The sequence below is a fragment of the Microbacterium sp. DT81.1 genome (assembly GCF_049844955.1).
Classification (GTDB): domain Bacteria; phylum Actinomycetota; class Actinomycetes; order Actinomycetales; family Microbacteriaceae; genus Microbacterium.
Window position 1 is genome coordinate 340,428 of record NZ_JBNCMA010000005.1, and the last position, 25,354, is coordinate 365,781.

The following is a 25,354-nucleotide window of genomic DNA, read 5'->3' on the forward strand; positions in this document are numbered from 1 at the left end:
CGGACGGTCGGTCTGAGCCGATCGAGGCGATCGGCGACGAAGACATCCGGCTCGCCATCATGCGGCGCGCAACCCACGAAGCCCGCCGCGCCGGCGCACCCGTAGAGCTGGTCACCTCCGGTGATCGCGGTAAGCACCACCTCCTTGTCGGCACCGACGGCGCCCTCGGCACCATCACCGCGGCACCGCTCGACGCCTCGTCGGCAGCCGGCTCATCAGGGGAACTCACTCGAAGAAGGGAGGTGAAGGGACAGGCTCCGCAGCCAGAACCGGTCGACGCCCCGTCCGCGCCGGCTGTGGAGCCTCCTACCCGCCTCACCTTCCTCGCCTCTACCTCCCACCGCGGCAGCGACCTGTCCGGATGGCGTGGCACTCTGGCCCGGCTCGGCCTTCCGGTGGGACCGTCCGCGGCCTCACGTCGACGAGCCCAGTGGCTCAGCCCTGTCTCGACCCATTGGGCGGGATGCCGGACCATCGCCGTTGCCAATGGCAAGGGCGGTGTCGGCAAGACCATGACCACGGCCATGCTCGCCGCCGTCTTCGCCCGTGAAGGCGGTGGAAACGTGCTGGCCTGGGACAACAACGACACCCGGGGCACGCTTGGCTGGCGCACCGAGCAGGGCCTGTACGAGACCACGCTGCGTGACCTCCTGCCAGCCGCGCCCGAGCTCCTCTCTCCAACAGCCGGTGTGTCGGATATGACCCGGTTCGTGCATCACCAAGCGACCGACCGTTACGACGTGTTGCGTTCGAACCCCGAGCTTCTCGCGACGGATCAGCGGATCGCGACCGCCGAATTCGACCTGCTGATGCGGGTTGCCGCCCGTTACTACCGGCTCGTGATCTTCGACTCCGGGAACGACGAATCCGCCGAGCGTTGGCTGCGCATGGTCGACTCGTCCTATCAACTCGTGATCCCCACTCTGGCAGCTCCGGAGTCGGCTGAATCCGCGGCGCTCCTGCTCGACGCGCTCCGCGACCGGGATGAACGCTCCTCGTTGCTGGCCGACAACGCTGTGGTTATCGTCACTCAATCCGAACCTGTTGGCGGCCGGGCCGCGCGACGAGTAGCGGACGGGTTCCAAGGACACGTGCGGTCGGTCGAGCTCATTCCCTTCGACCCGGCGCTGAAGTCCGGGCCGCTTCGCTTCGACACGCTGCGCCACCGCACCCAGGATGCGTGGCTTCGAGCAGCGGCGTCTGCTGCCCAGGGGCTCTAGCAAGGAGGCACAGCCGATGAACGAAGGGGTGCTCGGCAAGGCGATCGCCATCATGATCGCAGCAGCGGTCCTCCTGTCGCTCTTGTTCGGGTTGATCACCGAAGTGGTCACGCAACTGGCCTGTGGCGCACGCCCTCAGGCACGCAACCTGTTGTCCGGGCTCTGGCTGGCGATTACCGGCGACCGCGCCGCCTACACTCCGGCCACCGACTGTCTAGTGCCGGTCGTGCCGATCCGAATTGCAGACCTCCTCGCGGTCCTGATCCTCATAGGACTGGCGGTCTGGATCATCGGGGCGGTCGGACGGTACCGGCAGTCCGACCGGTCGTTCATCACGGACCTGCGCACCCGACCCGGGTTCGCGCCCCGGTCGGAGGTCCGGGAGCACCTGTCGGCGAAAGCCGTCCTGCGGCGGGCTAAGCAGCTCCGCCCGGATCTCGCCCGCCCCGCTCCCACCGACGTCGGGTGGCGGGTCGGACGGTCACGGAAAACCGACGTGTACGTCTCGATCGAAGACTCGGTCGCGCTCGAGGGCCCGCCTAGGTCGGGGAAGGGCTACCGGGTACTCATTTCCGCGATCGTGGACTGGTCGGGGCCGCTCATCACTACGTCCACGACGAACGACAATCTGACCGCGACCATGCGGATGCGGCAGCAACGCGGGAACGTGCACGTGTTCGACCCGCAGGGACTCTCCGGCGTCCGGCATCCGATGCGGGTGAACCCGATCATCGGTTGCGAGAACCCGCTGGTTGCGATGCAACGCGGCACGGCAATCATCACCGGCACAGCCCTGGGCGCTTCGTCAACGAACGGCGAGTGGGCACAAGCATCCGGCGTCGTCCTCGGTCGACTGCTGCATGCCGCTGCCGTCGGGAGCCAGTCAATCGCGGCGGTCTACAACTGGGGAACTTCTCCCGCGCAGGCACGCGACGCGGTCGATATCCTCCGGGCAGCCGGCACCCCGGGCTGGGGCGACAACCTGGAGGCCACCATCAGCGGCGACGAGAAGCTCGTCTCCTCCATCTGGTTCGGCGTCCAGGGAGCCGTCGCACCCCTCGCCGTTCCACAGATCCGAGAGGCGCTCATGCCCGGGCCCGGCGACCGAATCTTCGACCCGCGGGAGTTCCTCGACAGCGCCAACACGTTGTACTTGATCGGGTCATCCTCTGGCGCATCAGCCATGGGTGGATGGCTCAGCGCGCTCCTGGACGACATCGTCGAGGTGGCCCGCACGCGTGCTCTGGCGTCGCCTGGGTCACGGCTCGCGCGCCCGCTCGGGCTGATCCTTGACGAGATCGTGAACATGTTCCGCTGGGGCAGTCTGCCTCGCATCATGGCAGACGGCGGCGGCCGCGGCATCTGTACCTTCGTCGTCCTCCAAGCCCTCTCTCAAGCTGAGACCTCCTGGTCTCGGGCAGAGGCCGACACCATCTGGGCGGCGGCAACCGCAAAGGTGCTGCTCGGCGGCGCCAGCCACGTCAATCACCTCCGCGACATAGAAGCACTTTTAGGCACTCGAGATACCCACCGCACCCAGAGGTCCTGGTCCACCTACCAGGCCGGCCACAACACCAGCGAGCAGCACGAGCGCCGCCCGCTGATGTCCGTCGACGAGATTCGACGGATGCCGCAGAGCCTCGGCCTGCTCGCATACCGCAACCGCCGCGGCGTTCTCCTTGACCTCGCCGGTTGGGATGAGCGCCGCGACGCACACTCCATCGCAATAGGAAAGCGTGACACAGAACGCGAGCAACGCGCGGTCTTCGAGGATGCCGGTCAAGTCACCTCGCCGCGCGCGCAGCATCGCACGGGGGGAACCACGGCACCACCCAAGGTGAGCGAAGAATGAGCAATCGGCGCCGTCCGGGTCTGTTGAACCTCTACCGTGGAGAGTTCCTCCGCTCCAAGGTCTGGTTCGCACGCCGGGACCGGTGGTTCACGGACGAATCCGCCACCGGGCGCGCGCTCCGCTGCGCCGGCTGCCAGCGGCCGGCAGACAAGAGACACCTCGAGCTGCACCACCTCGACTACACGGGCGTCATCCTCGACAACGGCCGCTGGCAAGCACGCGAAGCGCACGAGGACCTCGTGCCGATGCATCCCTACTGCCACGAACTGCTGCACCGCCTTATCGATCGGGACGCCGTACTATCGCGCCACCGCACCCGACGTGCCGCCTCCCACCACGCACTGGAACGACTGCAGTTGAAGCTCGCCTCAGGAACGGAGTCACCATGAACGACGCCACTCATCCCGACGACTCCGACGCGCTGCTCGCGGGTGAGGCGGCCGCATTCGAGCCCGACGCTCGCTACGGCACCTCCGCCCCGATCGGCGCACACATCGTCAATTGGCGCACCCTGGGCGACGGCGAGGCCCGCGCGGCATGGACATACCTGCGTAGCTGGGTGGAGTGGTTCATCATCCGATACCGCGTCCCTGAGTCCACGATCCCCGGCTGCTGGTGGAAGCACGGTCACCTCGTGGAGGAACTCTCCGCCCTGCACATCGCCCACACCGCCGCATTCGACAGCAGCGACGCCGGCTTCGGACCGATCGGCTGGCATGAGCGGCTCGCCGTCGCTTTGCCGCGGCTCACCCGTGCCTATTCCGGCGGCTGCAGCAACGGCCACCGCGACGTCACACCCCGCTCATCGGCCGCCGAAATCGACGAGCCGGAATGGGACGCGTGGACCACACGGGCCCACGCCCATGGAGACACCGGTGTGTCTCACAAAAGAAAGGAAGCAGTATGACCACCAGGATCCCGGTCACCATCGAGGGCAACCTCACCGGTGACCCCGAACACGGAGCAGGGGAATCGGGCAACGAGTACGCCCGGTTCACCGTCGCCGTGAACGATCGACGCCTCAACGAGACGACGAATCGGTGGGAGGACGCCGGCACGGTGTTCCACCGAGTCGTCGTGTTCAACCAGCAGTCTCGCAACGTGGCCGACTCACTCCGCAAGGGCGACAACGTGCTCGTCGCCGGCGACCTGAGGTTCGGCACGTACACCGACAAGGAGACCGGTCAGACACGAGAGACGCGCGACATCGTCGCGGAGAACGTTGGAGCGTCGCTGAAGTTCGCGAGCGTCAACGTCGAGCGCAGCCCAAAAGCTGAAGGCCCCGCAGCGTACGCTACGGGGCCGACAGCAGTACCGGCCTCGTACGCCGGCACAGGGGTTGTCCGCTGAGATTTCTGGAACCGTGCGGGCGAGAGTCATCGTACTCTCGCCCGCATCTTCTACCTACGGGTGCTGCTGCTCATCCCATCTGTCTCCGCCGTCCGTGGGCGGTCAGACCCTTGGGCTTATAAACCGAAAGAGCGGTGACGATGATCAGCGCCACTGCGGCTGCGCTGGCTTGCACGACGAACTGCTCGCGGACGCCGTCAAGACGCGGTAGGGCGAGATTGTTGGCCGAGGCGAGGCGGGAGGCGGTCGTGATGGGCTGCATGTGCAGCACAAGAAGGGCCATGGCCGCCACGGTGATCACCGTCTTCGTGATCACCCAATAGTGACGCCACAGACCCCACGGAGTGAGAAGGCTCTGCAGCATTCCTGACACCGTTGATGCCGCAGCGAGGGGCACGACGACGTACCACCCGATCCACCCGAGCGTGACGATCGCGGCGCGGATGGTGAAGGCATTAGTAGAGCTCAACCCAATGATCGCGACCACGAGGAATGCGAGGACCGCACCAAACCAACCCACGGATGAGGTGACATGCCCGGTAAGCAGCAGCCTCCGCCAAGGCGATGACAGGATCACAACCCGTGTCCGCCCATGCCGCCTTCAGCGAGGTGCACAATCAGGACAGCGACCACCACCGCACCCGCGATCACAATCGCCCAGTACACCCATCGGGGGCGGGTATGTCTCGTCCGTTCAGGTTCCACCGTGCCTCCCACTTCGGGCCTTGACGATACCACTTTTCTATACACAGTGTCCGCGCACGTAGGCACCTTGTATATTTGCCTCGTGCCGAAGATCTGGGAAAGCACCGTCAGCGAGCACCGCGACGCCGTGAGGAATGCAATCTTGGACGCGGCCGGAGAGGTGACCCTCGACGGGCGTGCGGGATCGCTGAACATGTCCGACCTGGCGAAGGCCGCCAGGATCAGCCGAGCGACCCTGTACAAATACTTCGATGGCTTGGACGCCGTGCTCCAGGCCTGGCATCACCGGATGGTGAGCGCACATCTCGCGTCGCTGGAATCGGTGTCTCGCGAGCACGACCATCCCGCTGAGCGTCTTGATGCCGTACTCCGCCAGTACGCCATTCTTCAAGCCAAGCGCCCCACCGGGCAGATCGCAATCGACTTCCACAACGCGCCACACATGCAGGTCGCGTCTGACGAGCTCCAGGCGGTCCTCACACGCGTTCTCACCGACGCGGCGGATGCGGGCGCCGTAACTCGGCAAATTCCCATTGCGGAGCTCGCCGTCTATTGCGAGCATGCGCTCTCAGCGGCAGCCGAGCTCACCCCCGGCGCCGCGATCGATCGACTCGTGGGGCTCGTCGTCACGTCCTTGGCTCCCGCTACTGCTGGCGCTGCCCTTGCAAGGACGTAAGCGGAGGGAGCGTTGGGAGACCATGCCTCCGGGCAATGTGCACCGCAGGGTCTCCCCGCGGTTACTGCCCTGCGACGCTCGTGGGCCCGGGGGTGTTCAGCACGCGGGAAGACTGACTGGAACGTCTGTGGCCGGCGCAGCTAGTTCTCTCAGATAGTCCTCTTTCCCGGTCATCAGACGAACCGCCGTCCTCATACCTTTCCCTTGCCGTTATCGGAGAGCATGATGCGGCCCAATTCCTGTATGTAGACGTGAGGCGGTACATTCGGGTCAGAGATGCGCGCTGCTGTTCTTGGGGAACACGGACCGTCAGCGCTCTCCATCTGGGGGGTGGGCGGCCGTAGCCTGGGGACCTCTGGGTGCGAGAGCGGTGACAAACGACCCCCTACGAAAGACTCCGATCGTGGCACTAATCGCCGTAGCGCCGCCCCTCGCCCGCTTCCGGGAGACTTCTCTCGCGACGATGGCCGTGCGACTGACGACTCCCACCCAAGCGGTCGCAGCCGCCGCCGGCGTGCTCGTTGCGGGCATCCTGATATCCATTGTCACGACCCCGGATCCGGAGTGGTGGCAATTGCACTTCAGCAGGCTGGGCACGTTCCGCAGCTTCTCGGGGTACTCCTTCAATGCCACAATCGTGGCGGCCAGTGTGATGCTCGTGCTTTTCGCGGCGCGCTTGCGCATCGAGATGCATCGTCACGCCGGCACCAGTGTGCTGACCAGTCGGCGCGCTGCGCATGTCGTGCCCGCGCTGGTGGCGCTGATCGGCATCCACCTCTCGCTGGTGGGTTTCGCGCCCCTCAACGTGAATCTCTTCATCCACGAGCGCGGCTCCAGCGGTGCGGTGCTCTCCTTCGTGAGCCTGCTCGTGTCAAGCCGGTGGATGCTGCGCGGCATGCACCGGCGAGTTTCCATCGTCACCCGCGGTGTCGGGTTGGCGCTGGTGTTCTGGGGTGTCATCTTCGGCTTCGGCGTCATCAATCTCGCGGCGTTCGAGTTCATCGTGTTCAGCCTGATGTTCGCCTGGCTGGTCGCGGTGACCCGCAACCTGGGTGTGCCATGGCAGACCGCCGCGACCGCCGAACCACCGGCCGAGGATGAAGTGTCGTGTCCTCCTGTGACCGGTCTGAGGTGGACCGGTGTGCACATCGTGTCTGCTGCCCGACGGTTGCGGATGCACGCCCAGCATTCGCGGGTCCACCGGTCGTCGCGTCCGCCCGCTCATCCTGATCGCCGCCGGCGCGCTTACCACCACGCCGCTGAGACGCGCCCGCCACGAGGGTTCGCAGGGTCGGGGGCGCCAGTACGGTCGGCACGCTCAATGAGGTCTGTCCGGCGATCACCAAGATCGCCAGCGGCTAGGAGATGAGGACCGCCTACGTCGACAAGATCCTCGCCCCGGTGAACGATCTATTACGAGCAGCCCAGTCCTTCTGTCATCAAGTCCCGAGGCGTGGAAGAAGCGCGGGCTACCGACCCGCGCTTCTTCCGTTCGGTGAGCTTCACGCGTTTGCGTCCACCAGCTCGGCGTCGGTGGTGGCGTTCGCAGTCGGGTTCGTCCCGCGGAGCGTGGCGATGGCGATGATTCCGCCGAGGACGGCGATGGCGGCCGCGGTGAGGAACGCCGCGGAGTAGCCACTGGTCAGGGACTCTGTTCCGGTGCCGCCACCGGCGACGGCGGAGCTGAGTGCCGTGACGGCGGCCAGGCCGACGGCGGAGCCGATCTGGTAGCTCGTGTTGACGAGTCCGGATGCGACTCCGGTCTCTTCGGGGCGCGCGACACCGATGGCTGTGCCGAGGGAGGGGATGAAGGCGAGTGCCATCCCGAACGCGGCAACCAGCGACGCGGGGAGAACGTCGATGACGTAGTTTCCGTCAGGCCGGACGAAGCCCAACCAGAGAAGCCCTGCTGCCAGGAATGCGAATCCTGCGACCACGAGCGGCTTCCCACCGAACCGGGCCAGCAGGCGCGGCGCGACCAGCGTCATGCCGATCACGATGAGCGCGGTCATCGGCGGCAGCGCTGTGCCGGCGGCGAATGACCCTGCGCCCAGCACCTGCTGGAGGTAGAGGTTCAGGAAGAACCACATCGGCACCCATGCGGCGCCGAGGAGCAGTTGGGCGATGTTCGCCGCGCCGAGCTGGGGGGTGGGGAGGATCCCGAGGCGGAGCAGGGGCTGGCGCGACTTCGCTTGCACGACGAAGAACAGTGCGAGGAGTGCAACTCCAGCACCGAGGGCCACGATCGTCTCGATGCTCGCCCAGCCGACCTCCGGCGCGCGGACAATGCCGTAGACCAGTGCGGCAAGCCCGGCAGTGCCAGTCACGGCGCCGATGATGTCGACCGAGCCGCGCTGGCCGGCGATGGCGATCGGGATGGTGACGTAGAACACCCACGGCCAGCTGGCGTACTCGGTGAGGACTCCGCCGAGGAAGACTCCTGCGGTTCCACCGATCGGTGCGGCGGCACCGTAGACCGCGAATGCCTTCGGCAGCTCGGGGGTGCCTCCGAACAGTGCCATCAGGAGGCTGAGCGCGGCGGGGGCGATCAGCGCGGCACCCGCGCCCTGCGCGGCGCGACCAGCGATCTCGACGCCCACGTTCGACGCGGCACCTGCGATGGCCGAACCGAGCGCGAGGATGACCCATCCGCTGATGAAGACCTTTCGCGCTCCGAAGAGGTCTGCGAGCCTGCCACCGAGCAGCAGCAGGCCGCCGAAAGCGATGACGTAGGCGTTGAATACCCAGGACAGCGACCCCGGGGTGAAACCGAGTTCGGCCTGCATCTGGGGAAGGGCGACGCCGATGATCGACGTGTCCATGATGACGATGAACTGGGCTGCGGCGATGAGCGCGAGCCCGAGCCAGCGGCGTTTCACCGGGGCCTTGGTTGGTTGCGACATGATTCGTTCTCCTTCCGGGGCGTATACCCCAATGGGGTGTAGATATACCCCCCCGGGGTACGCCAGCGCAAGTGAGCATGTGCAGCCTGGCCCGATTTGAGTGGTGCACAGATCCGCCGCGGTCGGACTATCGCTTGCAAGCTGATACCCTAGGGGGGTACAGTATGAGCATGAACGGTTACGTTGCGAACAAGGATGACCTGCTCAAGCGGCTGCGTCGCGCTGAAGGACAAGTGCGCGGTATCGCACGCATGGTGGAAGAAGACCAGTACTGCATCGACATCCTCACCCAGGTGTCGGCTGCGACGAAGGCGCTGGAAACAGTGGCGCTGTCCCTGCTCGGCGACCACCTGACCCATTGCGTCGCGGAAGCCAGCGCAGAGGGCGGGCCCGTGGCCGAGCAGAAGATCCGCGAAGCCAACGAGGCCATCGCCCGCCTCGTCCGTTCCTGACCACCCCACCCCTACTCGGAGGACACAACCATGACCATCAACGACCGCACCGACCTTGGCCTGACGGACTCCGCGGCGGGCTGCTCCTGCTGCGCCACCGCATCCACCCCCGCCGAGACCGAGGCGACTACCCCCGCCGCTGTGACCGAAGACGTCCTGGTTTCCGGCATGACCTGCTCGCACTGCGTGATGAGCGTCACCGAGGAACTCACCGGGATTGATGGCGTTCAGAACGTTTCCGTCGATCTGAACGCCGGCGGCGCGTCGCGAGTGACGATCCGCAGCGCCACCCCGATCGACGCCGCTGCCGTGCAGGCCGCTGTCGCGGAGGCCGGGTACACCCTGGTGAGCAGCCCAGCATGAGCAACGTCGACGTCGAGCTCGAGATCACCGGGATGACCTGCGCGTCGTGCGCCACCCGGATCGAACGCAAGCTGAACAGGCTTCCCGGTGTGGAGGCCACGGTGAACTACGCCACCGAGAAAGCACGCGTTCAGGCAACCGACGTCGACCCTGCCGACCTGATCGCCGCGGTCCAGTCCGCCGGCTACCAGGCCACCCTCCCCGCACCCCCCGTGCAGGACACCAGCGACACCGAAGCGAAGCTCCCCGGAGATACCGAGCTGGTGTCACTGCGCCGTCGGCTGCTGATCAGCACGACCCTGGCCGTCCCGGTCGCGGTGCTGTCGATGATCCCGGCACTGCAGTTCACCTACTGGCAGTGGCTGGCCCTCACCCTGACCGCACCGGTGGCGGTGTGGGGGGCGTGGCCGTTCCACCGTGCCGCGGCGGTCAACGCCCGCCACGGTGCCGCGACGATGGACACCCTGATCAGCCTGGGAGTGATCGCCGCGTTCGGGTGGTCGCTGTACGCGTTGTTCTTCGGCGGCGCGGGTATGGCTGGGATGACGATGACCTTCACCCTGGTCGGCGCACCGCAAGCGGGTGGCCACGAGGTCTACCTCGAGGTCGCCGCGCTGGTGACGGTGTTCATTCTCGCCGGCCGGTACGCGGAAGCTCGGGCGAAGAAGTCCTCCTCGGAGGCGCTGCGGGCGCTGCTGGAGTTGGGGGCGAAGAACGCCACCAAGCTGGTGAACGGCATCGAGCAGACCGTCCCCGTCTCAGCACTCGCGGTCGGCGATCTGGTCCTGGTTCGCCCCGGTGAGAAGATCCCCTCCGATGGACTGGTCACGGATGGGTCCTCCGCGATCGATGCCAGCATGCTCACCGGCGAGTCCATCCCCGTCGAAGTCACCTCCGGGTCCCGCGTGGTCGGGGCGACCGTCAACGTCGGCGGGCGCCTCACCGTGGAGATCACCCGGGTGGGTGCGGACACCGAACTGGCCCGCATGCGCCGGCTGATGGACGAAGCGCAAACCGGGAAAGCGCAGGTGCAGCGCCTCGCCGACCGGGTCTCCGCCATATTCGTCCCCGTGGTGATCGTGCTCGCTATTCTCGCCTTCGCCGGCTGGTTGCTCGTGGGCGGCTCGGTCGAACTGGCCTTCACCGCCGCCGTGGCGACGCTGATCATCGCCTGCCCGTGCGCGCTCGGGCTGGCAACCCCCACCGCGCTGCTGGTCGGCACCGGCCGCGGCTCCCAGCTGGGCATCCTGATCCGCGGGCCGCAGGTGCTGGAGCAGACCCGCAAGGTCGACACCATCGTGCTGGACAAGACCGGCACGGTGACCACCGGCCACATGGCAACCACCGAAATCTCCCCCGCACCCGGCGTCACCCGCGACCAGCTGCTCCGCGCCGCAGCCGCGGTCGAGGGCGGGTCCGAGCACCCGGTAGCCCGCGCCATCGTCGCCGCCGCCCCGACCGTGCCGCTCGCGGAGACCTTCGCCTCGCACGCCGGGTTCGGAGTGCAGGGCGTTGTCGAGGGATCCCTGGTCGTCGCTGGCCGCCCGTCCTGGGTTCAGGAACAGTGGGGCATCCGCCCCCCGGCCGACGCGCAACAGCACGCCGAGACGCTCGCCGCCGCCGGGGCCACAGTCGTCATGGTCGCCCAAGACGGTGACTACCTGGGAGCGATCGCCGTGGCCGACACGGTCAAACCCACCAGCGCGGAGGCGATCCGCCGGTTCCGGGCGCTCGGGCTGCGGCCGGTGCTGCTCACCGGCGACAACGCCGGCTCCGCCGCCCATATCGCCTCCACCATCGGCATCGAGGAGGTCCACGCCGGCGTCACCCCGGCCGGGAAGCTGGAGATCATCCGTCGCCTGCAGGGCGAGGGACGGGTGGTCGCGATGGTCGGTGACGGGGTCAACGACGCCGCCGCTCTGGCGGCCGCGGACCTCGGCCTTGCGATGGGCGGCGGCACGGACGCGGCGATCGCTGCCAGCGACATCACCGTCGTCTCCGGCGACCTGCTCGTCGTCGCCGACGCCATCCGCCTGGCCCGCCGCACCTTGGGCACCATCAAGGGGAACCTGTTCTGGGCGTTCGCGTACAACGTGGCAGCGATCCCGATCGCGATGCTGGGCTTGCTGAACCCGCTCGTCGCCGGCGCGGCGATGGCGTTTTCTTCCGTCTTCGTCGTTACCAACAGCCTGCGGCTGCGCCGGTTCCAGCCCACCACGGCCGGATCCGGCACCACCACGGATTCTCTCGTTCCTGAACCGGTCTGACATCGTGCACCCGCATCGGCGGGCGTGAACAGTGAAGGAGCTCATCATGAGCCAGCACGACCACCCGCACGCCGCACCTGACCCGCACGCCGGTCACGCACCCACCGCGACCGCGCACGATCATGCATCGATGGGCCGCGGCGAGTATGACTACGCCGCGATGACCCACGACCAGGCTCCGGCGGCGGGTCACTCGGCGCAGGGACACGCCGACCACGGCGGGCACGCTGGCCACGGCGACCACGTGGCCCGGTTCCGTCGCCTGTTTTGGATCATGCTGATTCTGGCCGTCCCGGTGGTCGGGTTCTCCTCCATGTTCGCGATGATCCTCGGCTACACCCTGCCGGACGCCGCCTGGGTGCCATGGGTATCCCCGATCCTCGGCACCGTGATGTACGTGTGGGGCGGGGCACCGTTCCTCACCGGCGCTGTCAGCGAGCTCCGGGCCCGCAAGCCCGGGATGATGCTGCTGATCGGGCTCGCGATCACCGTCGCGTTCCTCGCCTCCTGGGGCGCCACCCTTGGGATCCTGCATCACGAGCTGGACTTCTGGTGGGAGCTGGCGCTGCTGATCGTGATAATGCTCCTCGGCCACTGGATCGAGATGCGCTCCCTCGCGCAGACCACCTCCGCGCTTGACTCCCTGGCCGCGCTGCTGCCGGACGAGGCGGAGAAGGTGCAGGGCGACACGACGGTGACCGTCGCTCCCGCCGACTTGCAGGTGGGCGATCTGGTGGTGGTCCGCCCCGGCGGTCGGGTCCCCGCGGACGGGCGGATCGTGCAGGGCTCCGCGTCCATGGACGAGTCGATGATCACTGGAGAATCCCGGCCCGTCCGGCGCAGCGACGGTGACCCCGTCGTGGCCGGCACCGTGGCCACCGACTCCGGCGTCCGGGTGCAGATCACCGCCGTCGGCGAGGACACCGCACTGGCCGGCATCCAGAAGCTCGTCACCGAAGCGCAGAACTCCACCTCCCGCGCACAACGACTCGCTGACCGGGCAGCGGGATGGCTGTTCTGGTTCGCACTCGTCGCCGCCGCGATCACCGCCGTGGTGTGGACCGTGTTCGGGATGCCCGATCAGGCCGTCATCCGCACCATCACGGTTTTGGTGATCGCCTGCCCCCACGCCCTGGGTCTGGCGATTCCACTCGTGGTGTCCATCGCCACCGAACGCGCCGCCCGCGCCGGTGTGCTGGTCAAGGACCGGCTCGCCCTGGAGAGCATGCGCACGGTGAACACGGTCCTGTTCGACAAGACCGGCACGCTCACCAAGGGCGCCCCCGCCGTCACCGCTATCGAACCCACGGACCCGGCCACCACGGCGGATGAGCTCCTGGCCGTGGCCGCTGCAGCGGAGACCGACTCCGAGCACCCCCTGGCCCGCGCCATTGTGAACGCCGCCAAAGAGAAGCAGCTCACCGTGGCCGCCTCCACGGACTTCGCGTCCTCACCCGCGGTCGGTGTCCGCGCCCGCGTCCGCGGGCGGACCGTCCAGGTCGGCGGCCCCTACATGCTCGAACAGGAGCACGCCGCGGAGTTGCCCATCGCACAGCAGTGGCGGAGCGAGGGCGCGATCATCCTGCACGTCCTCGTCGACGGAAACGTCGCCGGGGCGTTGCGCTTGGCGGACGAGATCCGTTCCGAGTCGCGTGAGGCGGTCACCGCACTGCACGAGCGGGGCGTTCAGGTTGTAATGATCACCGGCGACGCGGAAGCGGTTGCCGCATCGGTGGCGACCGAGTTGGGCATCGACAGGTTCTTCGCCGGCGTGCGCCCCGAGGACAAGGCATCGAAGGTGAAAGCGCTGCAGGCGGAAGGCCGGAAGGTCGCGATGGTCGGCGACGGCGTGAACGATGCCCCTGCCCTGGCCCAAGCCGACGTCGGGATCGCGATCGGCGCCGGCACCGATGTGGCGATCGCCTCTGCGGGCGTCATCCTCGCCAGCGACGACCCGCGCTCCGTGCTGTCGGTGATCGAGCTGTCTCGGGCCAGCTACCGGAAGATGAAGCAGAACCTGTGGTGGGCAGCCGGTTACAATCTGATCTCGGTTCCGCTCGCCGCCGGCGTGCTCGCCCCGATCGGGTTCGTGCTGCCGATGTCCGTCGGCGCGATCCTGATGTCTCTCTCCACGATCGTGGTCGCGGTGAACGCACAGCTGCTGCGCCGCCTCGACCTGAGCCCGGATGCGGTCATCCGCGGCTGAGGGCCACCGGGCGGCTTAACCTAGGAGAGGACGGGAGGTGAGTATGTCGCTGATCGCACTGGCGCAACACCTGCGTGGACGGCGCACGCTTACCCGCACCCGCGCCCTCCTTGTTCTGGTGATGGTGACCGGGGGAATCATCATCGGGCTCCTCGCGATGCATTCCCTGAACACCCACACCGCGGCCGCCGCTCATCCTCAGAGCGCGGCGATCACCGCCCACGACGAGGCCCCTCACACGCACGACGGCGAGTCAGCGCCCGCCCACGACCTGGGCTGCCCCGACTGCGGCGAGCACGAATCGATGATGGCGATGATGTGTGTGTTGGGACTGCTCGCCACCCTGCTCGTCCTGATCCGACCCACGCGCGTCTGGCACGTCGAGGGCCCCGCCGCCCGACCAGGCCCCGAACTCGCGCGCAGGTCCGGGAATGAAGCCGCGAAGCCTCCGTCGTTGACGGTTCTCTGCATCAGTCGCACGTGATGACGCGTCCCCGGTTCCTTGGGAACCGGAACGCATCGTTGTGCTCGAGCTCCCGCTTGAACGCCCATCACAGACCCTTTGGAGAACCCTCATGAACATTCGTCCCGCGGCAACCGCCGCACTCACTCTCACCGCCCTGCTCACCCTCGTTGGGTGCGCAGGAACCGCTGGCTCCTCCGGCGGCGACATGCCCGGAATGAACCACGGCGACAGCACCTCCTCCTCCGCCCCGACGGCGGAAGCCAACGAGGCGGACATCACCTTCGCCAGCATGATGATCCCGCACCACACTCAGGCCGTTGAGATGTCCGACACGATCCTTGCGAAGGACGGCGTCGACCCGCGCGTCATCGAGCTCGCCGAGCAGATCAAAGCTGCCCAACAGCCGGAAATCGAGCAGCTGCAGGGCTGGCTCGAGGACTGGAACGCCAGCGCGGCGGAAATGGACGGCATGGACCACGGCGACGGCATGATGACCGAAGACGACATGCAGGCCCTCGAGGAGTCCACCGGCACCGACGCGTCCCGGCTGTTCCTCGAGCAGATGATCCAGCACCACCAAGGAGCCATCGATATGGCGCAGGACGAGGTGGACAACGGGCAGAACCCGGATGCCGTCGAGCTCGCCGAAACGATCATCGCTACGCAGACGGCCGAGATCACCACGATGGAGGAGATCCTCGCGACCCTCTGACCGACGGATGGGTGGGGACGTCACTCGTTCCCACCCACTCTCGGCCGGCCCGCGGATCATGTCATGCGCCAACTCCACGCTCACAAAACGGACGGGCACGACGGCCCCGAACGTGTGACGGATCCCGTCTGCGGCATGAGAATCGATCCGAAAACGGCCGCCGCCACCCGCGAGCACGACGGAGCAACGTTCTACTTCTGCTCAACTGGGTGCGCGGACATCTTCGACGCCGATCCTCACCGATACGGCCACCCACACGACACACACTGACCGCGTGGTTGCAGCCGGTGCTTATTCCCCGCTGGGGCGACAATGAAGATGGGCCGGGACTGGCGGGCGAGTCACGACTCGCCCTTTGCCCCACGACCGAGGTCGCGGCTCGGCTCCTCCGGCGCCCCTTGACTAACTATGACGCACGCCACGGAGGTGCGTGCTCGGGGGTCATGCGTAGGCGCGGTGCAGGTGCCAGGAGTCCTCGGAGCGGAAGACATCGAAGACGTATGACTCCCCTGCAGGGTCGGTGGCCTGGAAGCGCCACCCGTAGAGGCCATGCCGGTGGCTTAGAGGCGCTGCCCAGACTGATTCGCGGAGCCGGGTGGGGATGTCGGTGACCTTCCAGCGGCGGCCGGCGTAGAACATTCGCGCGGGGGTGTCGTTGACCATCATAGCGTGATGTCATGCTCGATTGTCTGCGGGTCAACCATACGGGCAAGAATAGAACAAATATTCTAAGAGCGTTAGTCTCGAATGGCAGGAGAAGGGGAGCGCGCGGCCGTGGGGACGAGCAGACGATACGCGCACGAGCGTGCGGAGTTGCATCCGATGCAGGCTCCCAGTCGGTGCAACGCGACGAAGTGGTCACCAGAGTGTCTCTTGGACGTCAGCCGCTGATTGGTGTCCGGCTAGGTCGTTCCCGTTTGATGCAGGAAGCGTGCGTTGAACGGGAGGCCCTCGGGTGGTGCAGACGGTGCAGTTCGGTTCGGTGGAGCTTCATCTGGTGTCGGGTGTCGCGTTGTTGCGGGAGGACGCGGCGGTGTTCGAGGCGATGCTGGACGGGTGGTCAGCGCAGCAGCTCGGCGGCCGCAATCTCCGCGAGTACACCGTGCGTCAGCGTGTGCAGGCAGTCCGCCGGTTCCAGGGACACGTGAACGCGTACCCGTGGGAGTGGTCAGCTGCCGGGTTCGACGAGTGGATGACCGATCTGGTCACAGTCCGGCACCTCGCGCCCTCTTCGATCCGCAACTATCAGGTCGCCATCCGCCAGTTCTGCGAGTTCCTCTGCTCCCCGCACTACGGATGGGCGGTGGAATGCGAGCGACGGTTCCGTTCACACCCGATACAGGTGTGTCACGACTGGAACACCCGGGCCCACGTCCAGGAGACCGAAACCGATCCGCGACGGCGACCGTTGACCCGACAGGAACTGCAGCGCTTGTTCGACAGGGCCGATGCAGAGGTCGGAACGCGGCTTGGCGGGGGCCGGAAGGGAGCGGCGTCCGCGTATCGCGACGCAACCCTGTTCAAGGTGGTCTACGCGTGGGGTTTACGGGCGCGGGAGGCGTTGATGCTGGACACCGCTGACTTCTACCGGAATGCGAAGCTGCCCGAATTCGGGACGTTCGGGTTCCTCCGGGTGCGATACGGAAATGCGTCGCGCGGGTCACCGCCGAAGCCGCGGACGGTCGCGACGGTGATGCCGTGGGCCGTGGAGGCAGTCGGGGACTATGTCCAGAACGTGCTCCCGTTGATGCAGGGCGCTCCGGAGGGGGCGTTGTGGTGGTCGGAGCGGGGGACGCGGCTGGGCAAACGGTCGCTGAATGACAGGTTCGCGCAACTGCGGGACGAGCTCGGCCTGGACCGGCGGCTGACGCCGCACTGCCTTCGGCACAGTTACGCGACCCACCTGATCGAGGACGGTCATGACTCGGTGTTCGTGCAACGCCAGCTCGGGCACGCCTACCTGTCCACGACCGGCATCTACACGCACATCTCGGAAGAGTTCGCGAACCGGATGCTGAAAGACGCGTTGAACCGCATCCCCACCCTGACCCAACATGAAAAGGAGCGGCGATGACGAAGCTGATCGGGTACGAATGGCGGCTGCGGGAGCAGATGGCCGCCGCCGGCATGTTCAGCACGACCAAGCTCATCCCACTGCTGGCCGAGCGGGGCGTGAACTTGTCATCCAGCCAGGTCTACCGGCTCGTCACAGACACCCCCGAGCGGCTGAACCTGGTCGTTCTCGCGGCGTTGATGGACATTCTGGGCTGCACAGCCGACGACCTGATCGTGAAGGTCAACCTCGGCCGCGCCCGCACCGCCGAGACCGCGGTCGGGGGCGAGTCGGCATCGACGACCATCCGAGAGCAGGGCTGGCGGCCGCGGCCGGCGCGCATCACTGACTGATGGCCGCGCCCCCGACGTGCGGGCACGACGGCAAGGCGGTCGCGGTGCTGCCCACCGGCCGGTACTGCGATTGGTGCTGGCGCAACCCCCCCGAGTTCCGCGCTTCCTGTTCCCGGTGCGGGCAGGACGATCGTCTCAACCGGGACCGGCTCTGCACGTCCTGCCGCGCTATGGACGCGGTCAGCGAGGTGTTCGATGGGGCAACGCTGCGGAGGCAACCGCTGCTGGCCCGGCTGCGCGACCATCTCGATACGGCGGATCCCGCCTACCTGCTGACCATCAAGAAGAAGTCGAACGTCTGGCGACTCTTCGTACAGATCGCCGCTTTGCCGCGCCCGGTCACCCATGCGGACCTCGACGGTCTGGGAACGCCCCGGTCGGTCTCCCAAGTCCGGTCCCTCCTAGTGGCCGTGGGCGTGCTTCCCCCGCGAGACGAATACGCGTTCGCCGTGGAACGGCTGGCCGCGGACGCGGTCGCCGCGCTGCCGCATCGAGAGGATCAACTCGCCCTGCGCCGCTTCCTCCGCTGGCGACAGCAACACCGCCGCAGCGACGCGCCTCTGACGATCTCCCAGGCCGCGAACGACCGCACCGAGCTGCGCGTCATCGTCGACCTGATCGGAGCGTTCAACACCGCCGGAGCGACCGTCGCAACCGCGGACCAGGCCGCACTGGATGCGTGGGCCCGCGGCCATCAAATCGCGTTCCGGGCCCGCCGGTTCCTGACCTGGAGCGCACGCACCGGCATCACCCTTCAGCTCGCGCCGCCCCCACACCGAGGCTCCGGGTTCCGGCTAGGCGGCGACCTCGGCTCAGGGAACGAACAGGCGTTGCACCGCGTCCTCATCGACGCCGAGGAGATCCCGGCGCGGCTGCGGTTGGCGGTCCTCCTCACTACCGTCTACGCCGTGCGGGTGCACCGGATCGCCGGGCTACACCGCGACGCGCTCCGACTGGAGGAAGTCATCCCGCGGATCCGGTTGGGGAGCATCGACGTCGACCTGCCGGCCGCTGCCGCACCATGGGTGAACGCAATCCTCGCCGGCGGGATGCCCAAACGCCGCGCCGGCGGTGCCGGCCGGGACGACATCTGGATCTTTCCGGGAGACCGCCACGGCGGACACATGCTGCCCTCCAGCCTGAGCACACAGCTGAAGCAGCTCGGCGTCTCCCCGGTCGGCGCGCACCAATCCTCCGCAGCGACCCTGATCACCCAAATGCCACCCGCCGTGGTCGCCCGACTCCTCGGCGTGCGGAACTCTACCGCAGCCAAATGGCAGCAACTCGCCGGCACCGACCCGGCACATCGGTGACCATCCAGCGACGTCGGCGGCTACTCCTATGCTCATCGTCGGCCGGGAAAGGGGATGCCGGTCATCGGAACGAACAGACGCCACGCTGAGCACTTCGACCGGCTGATGGACAACCGCATTCTGCAGCGGATTGCCTTCGAGAACCCGCTGCAGAGCCTCACCGATCAGGAGCTCCGCCAAGGACACCCTTCCGGTCACCCGCGACCCGCAACCGAAACCCTGCAAAGCTTGGGTCCGATTCGGCCCACACGCTTTCCAGGTGAACGCGGTCGTGGTCGTCTGGAACGAGCTCGCCTGCGGAATCGAATTCACCGTCGACGAGCAGCAGATGCGGTGCTGGGTCTGGGCGAACGCCGTCACCGCGCTGCCCACACCCGCCACCCGGCTATCGGAACAGTGACGGCGTGAACACCTCGCAGCAGTGTCCCGGGTCGAAGCCGACGATGCCGTCCCAGATTCGGCGGTTGGTTAATACACAGTTCGCTGTATTCTCGAGTGCATGCCCACTGCGACCGCATCGGTCACGCACACCGCCGCCCTGGCACGCCTGGGCCATGCGCTCTCCGACTCGACACGGGTGGGTGTCCTCCTCGCACTGCGCGAGGCACCCGCGTACCCCTCCGATCTCGCCGATGCGCTCGGTGTCTCGCGTCAGGTGATGTCGAATCAGCTGGCCTGTCTGCGTGGCTGCGGGCTGGTCGAAGCGATCCCGGACGGGCGCCGCTCGTCGTATCGCCTCGCCGACCCACACCTCGCCCCCGCCCTGAACGAACTGCTCCAAGTCGTCCTCTACGTCGAGCCCGGTTGCTGCGCCGGCGACACCTGCACCTGCGCATGACCGCCACCACTGTCCCTGACGAGCGCAAGCACGTCCTGCAGCGCCGGATCCGCTGGATCGTCGCTGTCACGATCAGCTACAACCTGATCGAAGCCGTCGTCGCGATAATCGCCGGCACGATCGCGTCCTCCGCGGCCCTGATCGCCTTCGGGCTGGACTCCACCATCGAGGTCCTCTCCGCCGCCGCCGTCGCCTGGCAATTCACCCGCAAGGATCCGGAACGCTGGGAGAAGGGCACACTCCGCGTCATTGCGGTCGCGTTCTTCGCTCTGGCCGCCTACGTCACCGTCACCTCGTTGATCGCGCTGCTCGGCCGGGCCGAAGTCGAGCACAGCCCGCTCGGAATCGCCATCACCGCGCTGAGCGTGATCATCATGCCGTTCCTCTCGTTCGCCGAGCGCCGCACGGGACGTGAGCTCGGTTCGGCGACCGCAGTCGCGGACTCCAAGCAGACTCTGATCTGCACCTACCTCTCCGCCGCGGTCCTCATCGGGCTCATCCTGAACACCCTGTTCGGATGGTGGTGGGCAGACGCGATCGCAGGCCTCGTTATTGCTGGCTTCGCCGTCCGCGAAGGCCTCGAGGCCTGGCGCGGGGACGCATGCGCCACCTCCGTCGGCATGCTCCTCGAAGACGAACACGACGACCACAAAGAGCACGACCACCATTGACCGTTAGGCGATACCCCTACGCGTAGCCCCGCTTCAGCAGCATCCCCGCGGCCTTGGCGAAGTCCTGGCTGGACGGGATCTCGAAATCCAACGCATTGGCGTTTCTCGCGATGATGTTGAAGAGCGCCGCAACGGCCGCCGCGTCCTCCAGGTCTTGCCGGGTCAGCCCCGCACCCAGCGCCGCGCGTGCGTCCAACGCCGACAGGTCGTCCGGGTGCGCCGTCATCGTCTCCAAGAAAACCAGCGCGGCGCGCAACCGTCCAGAAATCGGCGCAGTCCGGTAGTCGGCAAGGACAGCGGTCACGACCGCGTCGTCCATGCCCTTCACCGCAATCGCGCGATGCGCGCCCACACAGAACGGGCAGGTGTTCCAACTGGCGACCATCGCCGCCATCAATTCCCGTTCCGACACCGACCAGCCGCTCGGTCCGCGCATGGCCCGCTGCGTCCACGCGCCCAACGCACGGCCCACGAACTTCTGGTCGTAGAACGCGACCCGAGCCGCATCCGGCAGCCGATACCCGGCGAACAGGGAGATCATCCTGATCAGCAACCGGTGGCCCACCGTGTCGCCGCGTTCGACCTCAGGAAGCCGCAACGCTCGCCTCCTCGATCGCGTGCATCGCCACGTCCCAGCGCCGCAGACCCGCCCCCACGCTCGCCGCCATCACCACTTCGAACGTCTCCTTCTCGGAACCAACCGCGTCGTAAGCGGCAGCAACCTGATCATCCGTGACCCGAAACGACGCCTCCCCGATCTGGGCGGCCAGAGCCTCGACGGATCCGGCCGCAGGCTCCCCCAACCCTGCCCCGAGATCGACCGCGCGCTCACGCACGTCCCGACTCAAAACCCCTGAATCCATCACCCGCGCACGCAACTCATTGGCGAGCTGAACGTGCGACTCCTCAGCCGACATGTCTCGAAGTTACTCCCGAACCCAGGCGGATCGAAGGCACTCCGAACTGCCTCAGCTCGACACGAGCCGCAACCAATCGCTGCCTGTTGGCTGAGCGCACTTGAATATCGCAGTCCGCGCGCTCCACTCGGACGGCCCAACCCGAGAGCTACCTGCCACCCACTCCGCCGACATGAATACGGCCACACACCAGTCCGGGTCGACCGGCAGATGGATCAACGCGTCGTGGAGCGGGTCGCTAACTCCGGTCCGCTGCAGACTCTTTCGGATGCGGAGCTGGAGCTTGGCCGGGAGCCGTTCACTCGGGACCCACAGCCGAAACCGGTGAAGGCATGGGTGCGCTTCGGTGAGACACCGGTGCTCGTGGACGCGGAAGCGTGCGTATGGACCTCGAACGCGGTCGGCATCCGGTTCACCGTCGCCGGCAAGCAGCTCAAGACGTGGGTGTGGGCATCGGCCGTTCGCACTAAGCACCCGGCTCCCTCGGACTAGGTGCCCGGTTCGGGTCGTCAGCTGCCGACGCTTCCTCGGCGCGCAAGCTGACCTGATTCCTCTGCGGACCGCCGGCGCATCAGCGCTATACCTCCGCTTGCGTCGAGGGCTGCTTACCGACGCAAGCCGTCCAGCGTCGGAGCGGCCACCGCGCCAGGCGCCGCGTCGCCGAGGCTTCGGCGGGCTAGATCCTCCGCGGTACGGCTGGCGCCATGCAGGGATGCTCGCACGATACCTTCCGCTTCCAGTTCATCCGCCAACCTCGCCTGGTCGCCAAACGCGCGCGCCAGTTCTGCGTGTTCGCCCGCGCGCATGGCGTATCGCTCACGCAACTTGCCACCAGACCCCTCCCCGTCGCCGTGGGGTGCGGACGGTCGGCCGTGCAGGGCAGCGAGTTGACCGCCCGCGTCCGCGTCGAGCTCGAGCAAGGTTCGCTTGGCCGCATGCATCCAGTCAGTCATACGTTCGAGCCGCTCGCGAAGCTCCCGTTCCCGGTGCCGGCTCGCAGCGATCATTCGCTCGACCCCATTGACGTGCCCGAACGGGCGGCCTGTCCTGTCGTTCCACATTGCGGGCGGCGACGTGGGCACCGGCTGGGGCATGTGAGCTGCCCGATTGAGTTCCGTGCGTGCTCCCTCGATGGAGTCCTCGATGCTCACCTCGGGGATCCCGCGGAGCATGCTGTCGGCAATGGCTGTGCGTGCCGCGGCATCCGTTCGAGCGATTGCGATGGCTTCGTTGTGTGCACGACCGCGGGTCATTCCGACGTAGAGACCGGACGCGTCGACACCGTGACCCACCACGGAGGCGTCCGTGGTCTCGCCTTGGATCCCGTGAACGGTGGAGGCGTAGGCGAGATGTACGTGACTTGCTGCGTATTCATGGCTCACGGTGCGGATATCGCCGTTGTCGGTGATGCTCGCCAGCTCCAGACCGGTTGTCGTGATCCGTCGCAGGATCCAGGTGCCGCGGTTCTCCACGCCCGCGTGGCGGTCGTTGCGGCGAGTCTGCACGATGTCGCCCTCGAGCAGTTGCTGCTCGCCTTGACCTATTGCGATGCGGGCCAACGATAGTTGGCCGCGCTCGACGCGGCGCTGCTGGATGTCCTCATTGAGCGCATCCGCTTCTTCGTTGGTGCTGGTCACCAGCGCGACCCGGCGATGATTGGTGGCCCACTGGAAGTAGGCATCCACCATGACCTCACGGGCTTGTACCTGGTCGGCCACTCGGTGGATGAGGCCGCGCGAGTCGAGCTCGGTCGCGACCAGCAGCGCGGCATCCTTCGATGCCGGTTCCCGCATACGCAATGTCAGCGCCGCGTAGTCGGCATCGTGGAAGCGATGAACCGCGCTCAGCTCGACCACCGCGGTGCTGCGGCGCGTCATGCACGCCATCGCCCCGGAGTGTCCGACCGGCATCGCCTGAAGATGGTCACCGACCATCGCGATGCCCGCCCCCGTCTCGCCCGCCACGGCCGCCAGTGCGTCGGCGGCGTGCAGGTCCACCATGCCGGCCTCGTCGACCACGATGCGGTCTCCGCTTCTCAGGGTGTATCGTCGCGGGCCATCGAACACGAGTGCCGTGTTGGGGTCGACATCGCCGGGCGCGAGGCGCTCCCACACCTCGGCGCCCCCTTCGTCTAGACGCCAGCGCCAGCCGTAGTCAGCGAGCAGTGCGTGCACGCTTGATGCCGTCGTTCCGATTTCCCGCCCGGCCACGGAGGCGGCCTTCTTCGTTGGAGCGACTACGATCATCCGCTGTCCGCGACACGCGAGCGCACTCTTCGCCACCCGCAGCATCGTGGTCTTTCCCGCCCCAGCAGGGCCGGTCACCGATACGAGCCGGTCGGTGCCCGCGATGGCGGATGCCGCGTCGACTTGCCGCTCGTCCAGGCTGATCGCGGATGGAAGCACCTCGCAGGCGATCGACCGGATCACGTTATCCCCAACCGCCGCGCCCGCGCGAGTGAGGGCGTCGAACTGGGCCGAGAGGTGCACCTTCATCGCCGCCGTCGCTGACGACATGAAGCCCTTGACGTGATCCGGCCGATCGGTCCCATCCGAGAGAAGATCCACTGTGTTAGCGAGTGCCCGAGCGACCACCTCGTCGAGGGTCGCCTGCAGCTCGTTCCGCTCTTTCACGACCCCGGATGCCGCGAGGGCGCGGGTCGCGCCGGCGCGCAGATCGAACCGGCTGAAGCGTCCACCGCAGGGCGCCGAACGCGCATCGGCTTCGACGATTGCGCGCGCGGCCAGGAGTTCTAGATCGAGGCGATCGAGGGTGACTTCGGACGGACGCACCGGGTGACGGCGCTCGAACACCTGCGGATCGATGCTCATGAGCTCATCGCGGATCAACTCCCCCCACGCAGCCTCGTTGACTTCCCCCGGCTTGTTCGGGCGGCCGGTCGCCCACGCCCTCCGGTCGATCTGCTGGAGCACCTCGGGCGACGGCTCGAGACCCTCGTGCTCCTGCCGCCAACGAGCGAGCAACACCGCTCGGTTCCGCTCAATCTGGTTCGATCGACGCGAGAGCGGCCGCACCGTGTGCGCAAACTGAGCGATCTCACCGTCCCTATCCAGCGTGTAACCGTGGCGCGCGAGCGCCGCGATCCACGCCGGGTCGGTACGAGCGGCAAGTTCCCCCTCCGCGTTGATCACGGTGTGCAGCTTCATCGCGACCCGGGAGTCGACGTTCGACCACTTGCCGTCCGTGCCCAGCACTTTGACGTTCAACCACAGGTGCCGGTGGATGTGCGGATCTAGTGCCCGCGAGCGAGCGTGCCGAAGCTCGACCACCTCGACCCGGTCCAGTGATTCTCGGATGCGTCCACCCGCTCCACGTCGCGCGTTCAGCTCGCGCTGCCACGTCGTCAGGATTCGGTGACGAAGCCGATCCTGAAGCGACTCATATTCGCGTGCTAGGTCCGGGTTGATCAACGCGGCGATGCTGTACGACTTCGGTGCGTTGATCGTGCCGTCCAGGATCAGGTCCGCATTGGGGGAGCCCAAGTCGCGGCCACGCAGCTCGCCCGTGTGCGGATCGTGACCTTCAACCCAGCGCCGTAGCTGGACTTCATCAAGCTCATCCGGGGTGATGACGCCGGCTTCTGTTGTGAACCGCGTGATCGCGAAGGCGTCGGTGCCGCTGTATCTGGCGAGCGCGTCGACGCCTGACGCGGTGCGGACGTGGGAGTCGCACGACCCCTGGAACGCGTAGGCGAGCGCTTGTCGGACTCCCTGGGATCCGACACCCCGCTTCCACCGTTCGAGGCCGCCGCGCACTCCACAAGAGTACGCCGAAGTTGCTGAACTCGCTACGACTTCCACATAAAGTGCCTGCGTGCATTGCCGTTTCTTTTCGCCGTCTCCGTCTTCGAGCGGCGTCGCGGTGTCCCGGCGCGGTGTTCGCGAAGGTCTGGTTTGGAGGAATCGTTCGTGCGCGCGTATGGGGCGCGGTCATCGGGCCTGTCTGCGCCCGGGTGTACTGCGACTCGAGTTCATGGACGGAGGGACGTGAGCCGGCGAGGTCAGACGCCGCCAGGC

27 protein-coding genes are annotated in these 25,354 nt (G+C 67.1%); 21 read left to right on the forward strand and 6 right to left on the reverse strand.

All coding sequences use genetic code 11. From position 1 onward, the window contains the following. The first annotated feature begins 59 nt into the window (after nt 1-59). The 5 genes from ACLQ2Q_RS15480 to ACLQ2Q_RS15500 are packed head-to-tail and all read left to right on the forward strand — an operon-like array spanning nt 60 to nt 4,422. On the forward strand, nt 60-1,220 hold the full coding sequence (locus ACLQ2Q_RS15480) for a ParA family protein (protein WP_425821605.1): 1,161 nt from the start codon (nt 60-62) through the stop codon (nt 1,218-1,220). A 16-nt stretch (nt 1,221-1,236) separates the two neighbouring features. Next, complete coding sequence (locus ACLQ2Q_RS15485; protein ID WP_425821435.1) at nt 1,237-3,072, forward strand: type IV secretory system conjugative DNA transfer family protein; 1,836 nt, start codon at nt 1,237-1,239, stop codon at nt 3,070-3,072. Beyond that, nucleotides 3,069-3,461, forward strand: coding sequence for a hypothetical protein (locus tag ACLQ2Q_RS15490; protein WP_425821437.1), 393 nt, complete (start codon nt 3,069-3,071; stop codon nt 3,459-3,461). Before ACLQ2Q_RS15485 ends, ACLQ2Q_RS15490 begins: the two co-directional genes overlap by 4 nt. Further along, complete coding sequence (locus tag ACLQ2Q_RS15495; protein ID WP_425821439.1) at nt 3,458-3,979, forward strand: hypothetical protein; 522 nt, start codon at nt 3,458-3,460, stop codon at nt 3,977-3,979. The genes ACLQ2Q_RS15490 and ACLQ2Q_RS15495 overlap by 4 nt, the downstream gene beginning before the upstream one ends. Then, nucleotides 3,976-4,422, forward strand: coding sequence for a single-stranded DNA-binding protein (locus ACLQ2Q_RS15500; RefSeq protein WP_425821441.1), 447 nt, complete (start codon nt 3,976-3,978; stop codon nt 4,420-4,422). Before ACLQ2Q_RS15495 ends, ACLQ2Q_RS15500 begins: the two co-directional genes overlap by 4 nt. A gap of 70 nt (nt 4,423-4,492) precedes the next feature. On the opposite strand, the gene ACLQ2Q_RS15505 is transcribed toward ACLQ2Q_RS15500, so the two are convergent. Then, nucleotides 4,493-4,909, reverse strand: a complete 417-nt coding sequence (locus ACLQ2Q_RS15505; protein WP_425821443.1) for a hypothetical protein — start codon at nt 4,907-4,909, stop codon at nt 4,493-4,495. Between the two features lie 300 nt (nt 4,910-5,209). Between ACLQ2Q_RS15505 and ACLQ2Q_RS15510 the strand changes: the two genes are divergently transcribed. Together ACLQ2Q_RS15510 and ACLQ2Q_RS15515 are read left to right on the forward strand one after the other, a co-directional pair. Then, nucleotides 5,210-5,803 carry a TetR/AcrR family transcriptional regulator gene (locus ACLQ2Q_RS15510; RefSeq protein WP_425821445.1) on the forward strand — a complete coding sequence of 198 codons (594 nt, stop codon included), beginning with the start codon at nt 5,210-5,212 and terminating at the stop codon, nt 5,801-5,803. 514 nt (nt 5,804-6,317) lie between these two features. After that, nucleotides 6,318-7,172 (forward strand): DUF998 domain-containing protein, encoded by an 855-nt coding sequence (locus ACLQ2Q_RS15515; protein WP_425821447.1) that lies wholly within the window; start codon nt 6,318-6,320, stop codon nt 7,170-7,172. A gap of 133 nt (nt 7,173-7,305) precedes the next feature. Here the strand turns inward: ACLQ2Q_RS15515 and ACLQ2Q_RS15520 are convergent, their stop codons facing one another. Next, nucleotides 7,306-8,706, reverse strand: coding sequence for an MFS transporter (locus tag ACLQ2Q_RS15520; protein ID WP_425821449.1), 1,401 nt, complete (start codon nt 8,704-8,706; stop codon nt 7,306-7,308). A gap of 170 nt (nt 8,707-8,876) precedes the next feature. Here ACLQ2Q_RS15520 and ACLQ2Q_RS15525 point away from each other — a divergent pair, with 170 nt between their 5' ends. The 7 genes from ACLQ2Q_RS15525 to ACLQ2Q_RS15555 all read left to right on the forward strand — a co-directional run bounded on the left by ACLQ2Q_RS15525 (nt 8,877) and on the right by ACLQ2Q_RS15555 (nt 15,442). Next, nucleotides 8,877-9,158 carry a metal-sensitive transcriptional regulator gene (locus ACLQ2Q_RS15525; RefSeq protein ID WP_425821607.1) on the forward strand — a complete coding sequence of 94 codons (282 nt, stop codon included), beginning with the start codon at nt 8,877-8,879 and terminating at the stop codon, nt 9,156-9,158. Nucleotides 9,159-9,188: 30 nt separating this feature from the next. Further along, entirely contained in the window at nt 9,189-9,521 is a 333-nt protein-coding gene (locus ACLQ2Q_RS15530; RefSeq protein ID WP_425821452.1) for a heavy-metal-associated domain-containing protein, read from the forward strand. Further along, nucleotides 9,518-11,788 (forward strand): heavy metal translocating P-type ATPase, encoded by a 2,271-nt coding sequence (locus tag ACLQ2Q_RS15535; protein WP_425821454.1) that lies wholly within the window; start codon nt 9,518-9,520, stop codon nt 11,786-11,788. The genes ACLQ2Q_RS15530 and ACLQ2Q_RS15535 overlap by 4 nt, the downstream gene beginning before the upstream one ends. A gap of 46 nt (nt 11,789-11,834) precedes the next feature. Next, nucleotides 11,835-13,994 carry a heavy metal translocating P-type ATPase gene (locus tag ACLQ2Q_RS15540; protein WP_425821456.1) on the forward strand — a complete coding sequence of 720 codons (2,160 nt, stop codon included), beginning with the start codon at nt 11,835-11,837 and terminating at the stop codon, nt 13,992-13,994. Nucleotides 13,995-14,037: 43 nt separating this feature from the next. Continuing rightward, nucleotides 14,038-14,478 (forward strand): DUF6153 family protein, encoded by a 441-nt coding sequence (locus tag ACLQ2Q_RS15545; RefSeq protein WP_425821609.1) that lies wholly within the window; start codon nt 14,038-14,040, stop codon nt 14,476-14,478. Between the two features lie 91 nt (nt 14,479-14,569). Further along, entirely contained in the window at nt 14,570-15,172 is a 603-nt protein-coding gene (locus tag ACLQ2Q_RS15550) for a DUF305 domain-containing protein (RefSeq protein ID WP_425821458.1), read from the forward strand. A 63-nt stretch (nt 15,173-15,235) separates the two neighbouring features. Then, nucleotides 15,236-15,442: a YHS domain-containing protein gene (locus ACLQ2Q_RS15555; protein WP_425821460.1), complete on the forward strand. Its 207-nt coding sequence runs from the start codon at nt 15,236-15,238 to the stop codon at nt 15,440-15,442. A gap of 171 nt (nt 15,443-15,613) precedes the next feature. Here ACLQ2Q_RS15555 and ACLQ2Q_RS15560 read toward each other — a convergent pair whose 3' ends face one another. Continuing rightward, nucleotides 15,614-15,838: a hypothetical protein gene (locus ACLQ2Q_RS15560; RefSeq protein WP_425821462.1), complete on the reverse strand. Its 225-nt coding sequence runs from the start codon at nt 15,836-15,838 to the stop codon at nt 15,614-15,616. A gap of 289 nt (nt 15,839-16,127) precedes the next feature. Between ACLQ2Q_RS15560 and ACLQ2Q_RS15565 the strand changes: the two genes are divergently transcribed. From ACLQ2Q_RS15565 to ACLQ2Q_RS15590, 6 genes are all read left to right on the forward strand, one after another. Beyond that, the gene (locus ACLQ2Q_RS15565; RefSeq protein ID WP_425821464.1) at nt 16,128-17,246 is read left to right on the forward strand and encodes a tyrosine-type recombinase/integrase; all 1,119 of its coding nucleotides are present in this window, start codon (nt 16,128-16,130) and stop codon (nt 17,244-17,246) included. Continuing rightward, nucleotides 17,243-17,578, forward strand: a complete 336-nt coding sequence (locus ACLQ2Q_RS15570; RefSeq protein ID WP_425821466.1) for a helix-turn-helix domain-containing protein — start codon at nt 17,243-17,245, stop codon at nt 17,576-17,578. Before ACLQ2Q_RS15565 ends, ACLQ2Q_RS15570 begins: the two co-directional genes overlap by 4 nt. Nucleotides 17,579-17,748: 170 nt before the next feature. After that, nucleotides 17,749-18,891, forward strand: a complete 1,143-nt coding sequence (locus ACLQ2Q_RS15575; RefSeq protein WP_425821468.1) for a hypothetical protein — start codon at nt 17,749-17,751, stop codon at nt 18,889-18,891. Between the two features lie 259 nt (nt 18,892-19,150). Continuing rightward, nucleotides 19,151-19,291: a hypothetical protein gene (locus ACLQ2Q_RS15580; RefSeq protein ID WP_425821470.1), complete on the forward strand. Its 141-nt coding sequence runs from the start codon at nt 19,151-19,153 to the stop codon at nt 19,289-19,291. 99 nt (nt 19,292-19,390) lie between these two features. Further along, on the forward strand, nt 19,391-19,729 hold the full coding sequence (locus ACLQ2Q_RS15585; RefSeq protein WP_425821472.1) for an ArsR/SmtB family transcription factor: 339 nt from the start codon (nt 19,391-19,393) through the stop codon (nt 19,727-19,729). Next, complete coding sequence (locus ACLQ2Q_RS15590) at nt 19,726-20,400, forward strand: cation diffusion facilitator family transporter (protein ID WP_425821474.1); 675 nt, start codon at nt 19,726-19,728, stop codon at nt 20,398-20,400. Before ACLQ2Q_RS15585 ends, ACLQ2Q_RS15590 begins: the two co-directional genes overlap by 4 nt. 16 nt (nt 20,401-20,416) lie before the next feature. Here the strand turns inward: ACLQ2Q_RS15590 and ACLQ2Q_RS15595 are convergent, their stop codons facing one another. Next, on the reverse strand, nt 20,417-20,998 hold the full coding sequence (locus ACLQ2Q_RS15595) for a carboxymuconolactone decarboxylase family protein (RefSeq protein WP_425821476.1): 582 nt from the start codon (nt 20,996-20,998) through the stop codon (nt 20,417-20,419). Continuing rightward, nucleotides 20,985-21,317 (reverse strand): hypothetical protein, encoded by a 333-nt coding sequence (locus tag ACLQ2Q_RS15600; RefSeq protein WP_425821478.1) that lies wholly within the window; start codon nt 21,315-21,317, stop codon nt 20,985-20,987. The genes ACLQ2Q_RS15595 and ACLQ2Q_RS15600 overlap by 14 nt, the downstream gene beginning before the upstream one ends. 225 nt (nt 21,318-21,542) lie before the next feature. Between ACLQ2Q_RS15600 and ACLQ2Q_RS15605 the strand changes: the two genes are divergently transcribed. Further along, nucleotides 21,543-21,809, forward strand: a complete 267-nt coding sequence (locus tag ACLQ2Q_RS15605; RefSeq protein WP_425821480.1) for a hypothetical protein — start codon at nt 21,543-21,545, stop codon at nt 21,807-21,809. A 113-nt stretch (nt 21,810-21,922) separates the two neighbouring features. Here ACLQ2Q_RS15605 and ACLQ2Q_RS15610 read toward each other — a convergent pair whose 3' ends face one another. Next, nucleotides 21,923-25,093, reverse strand: coding sequence for an AAA family ATPase (locus ACLQ2Q_RS15610; RefSeq protein ID WP_425821482.1), 3,171 nt, complete (start codon nt 25,091-25,093; stop codon nt 21,923-21,925). Between the last annotated feature and the right edge of the window lie 261 nt (nt 25,094-25,354).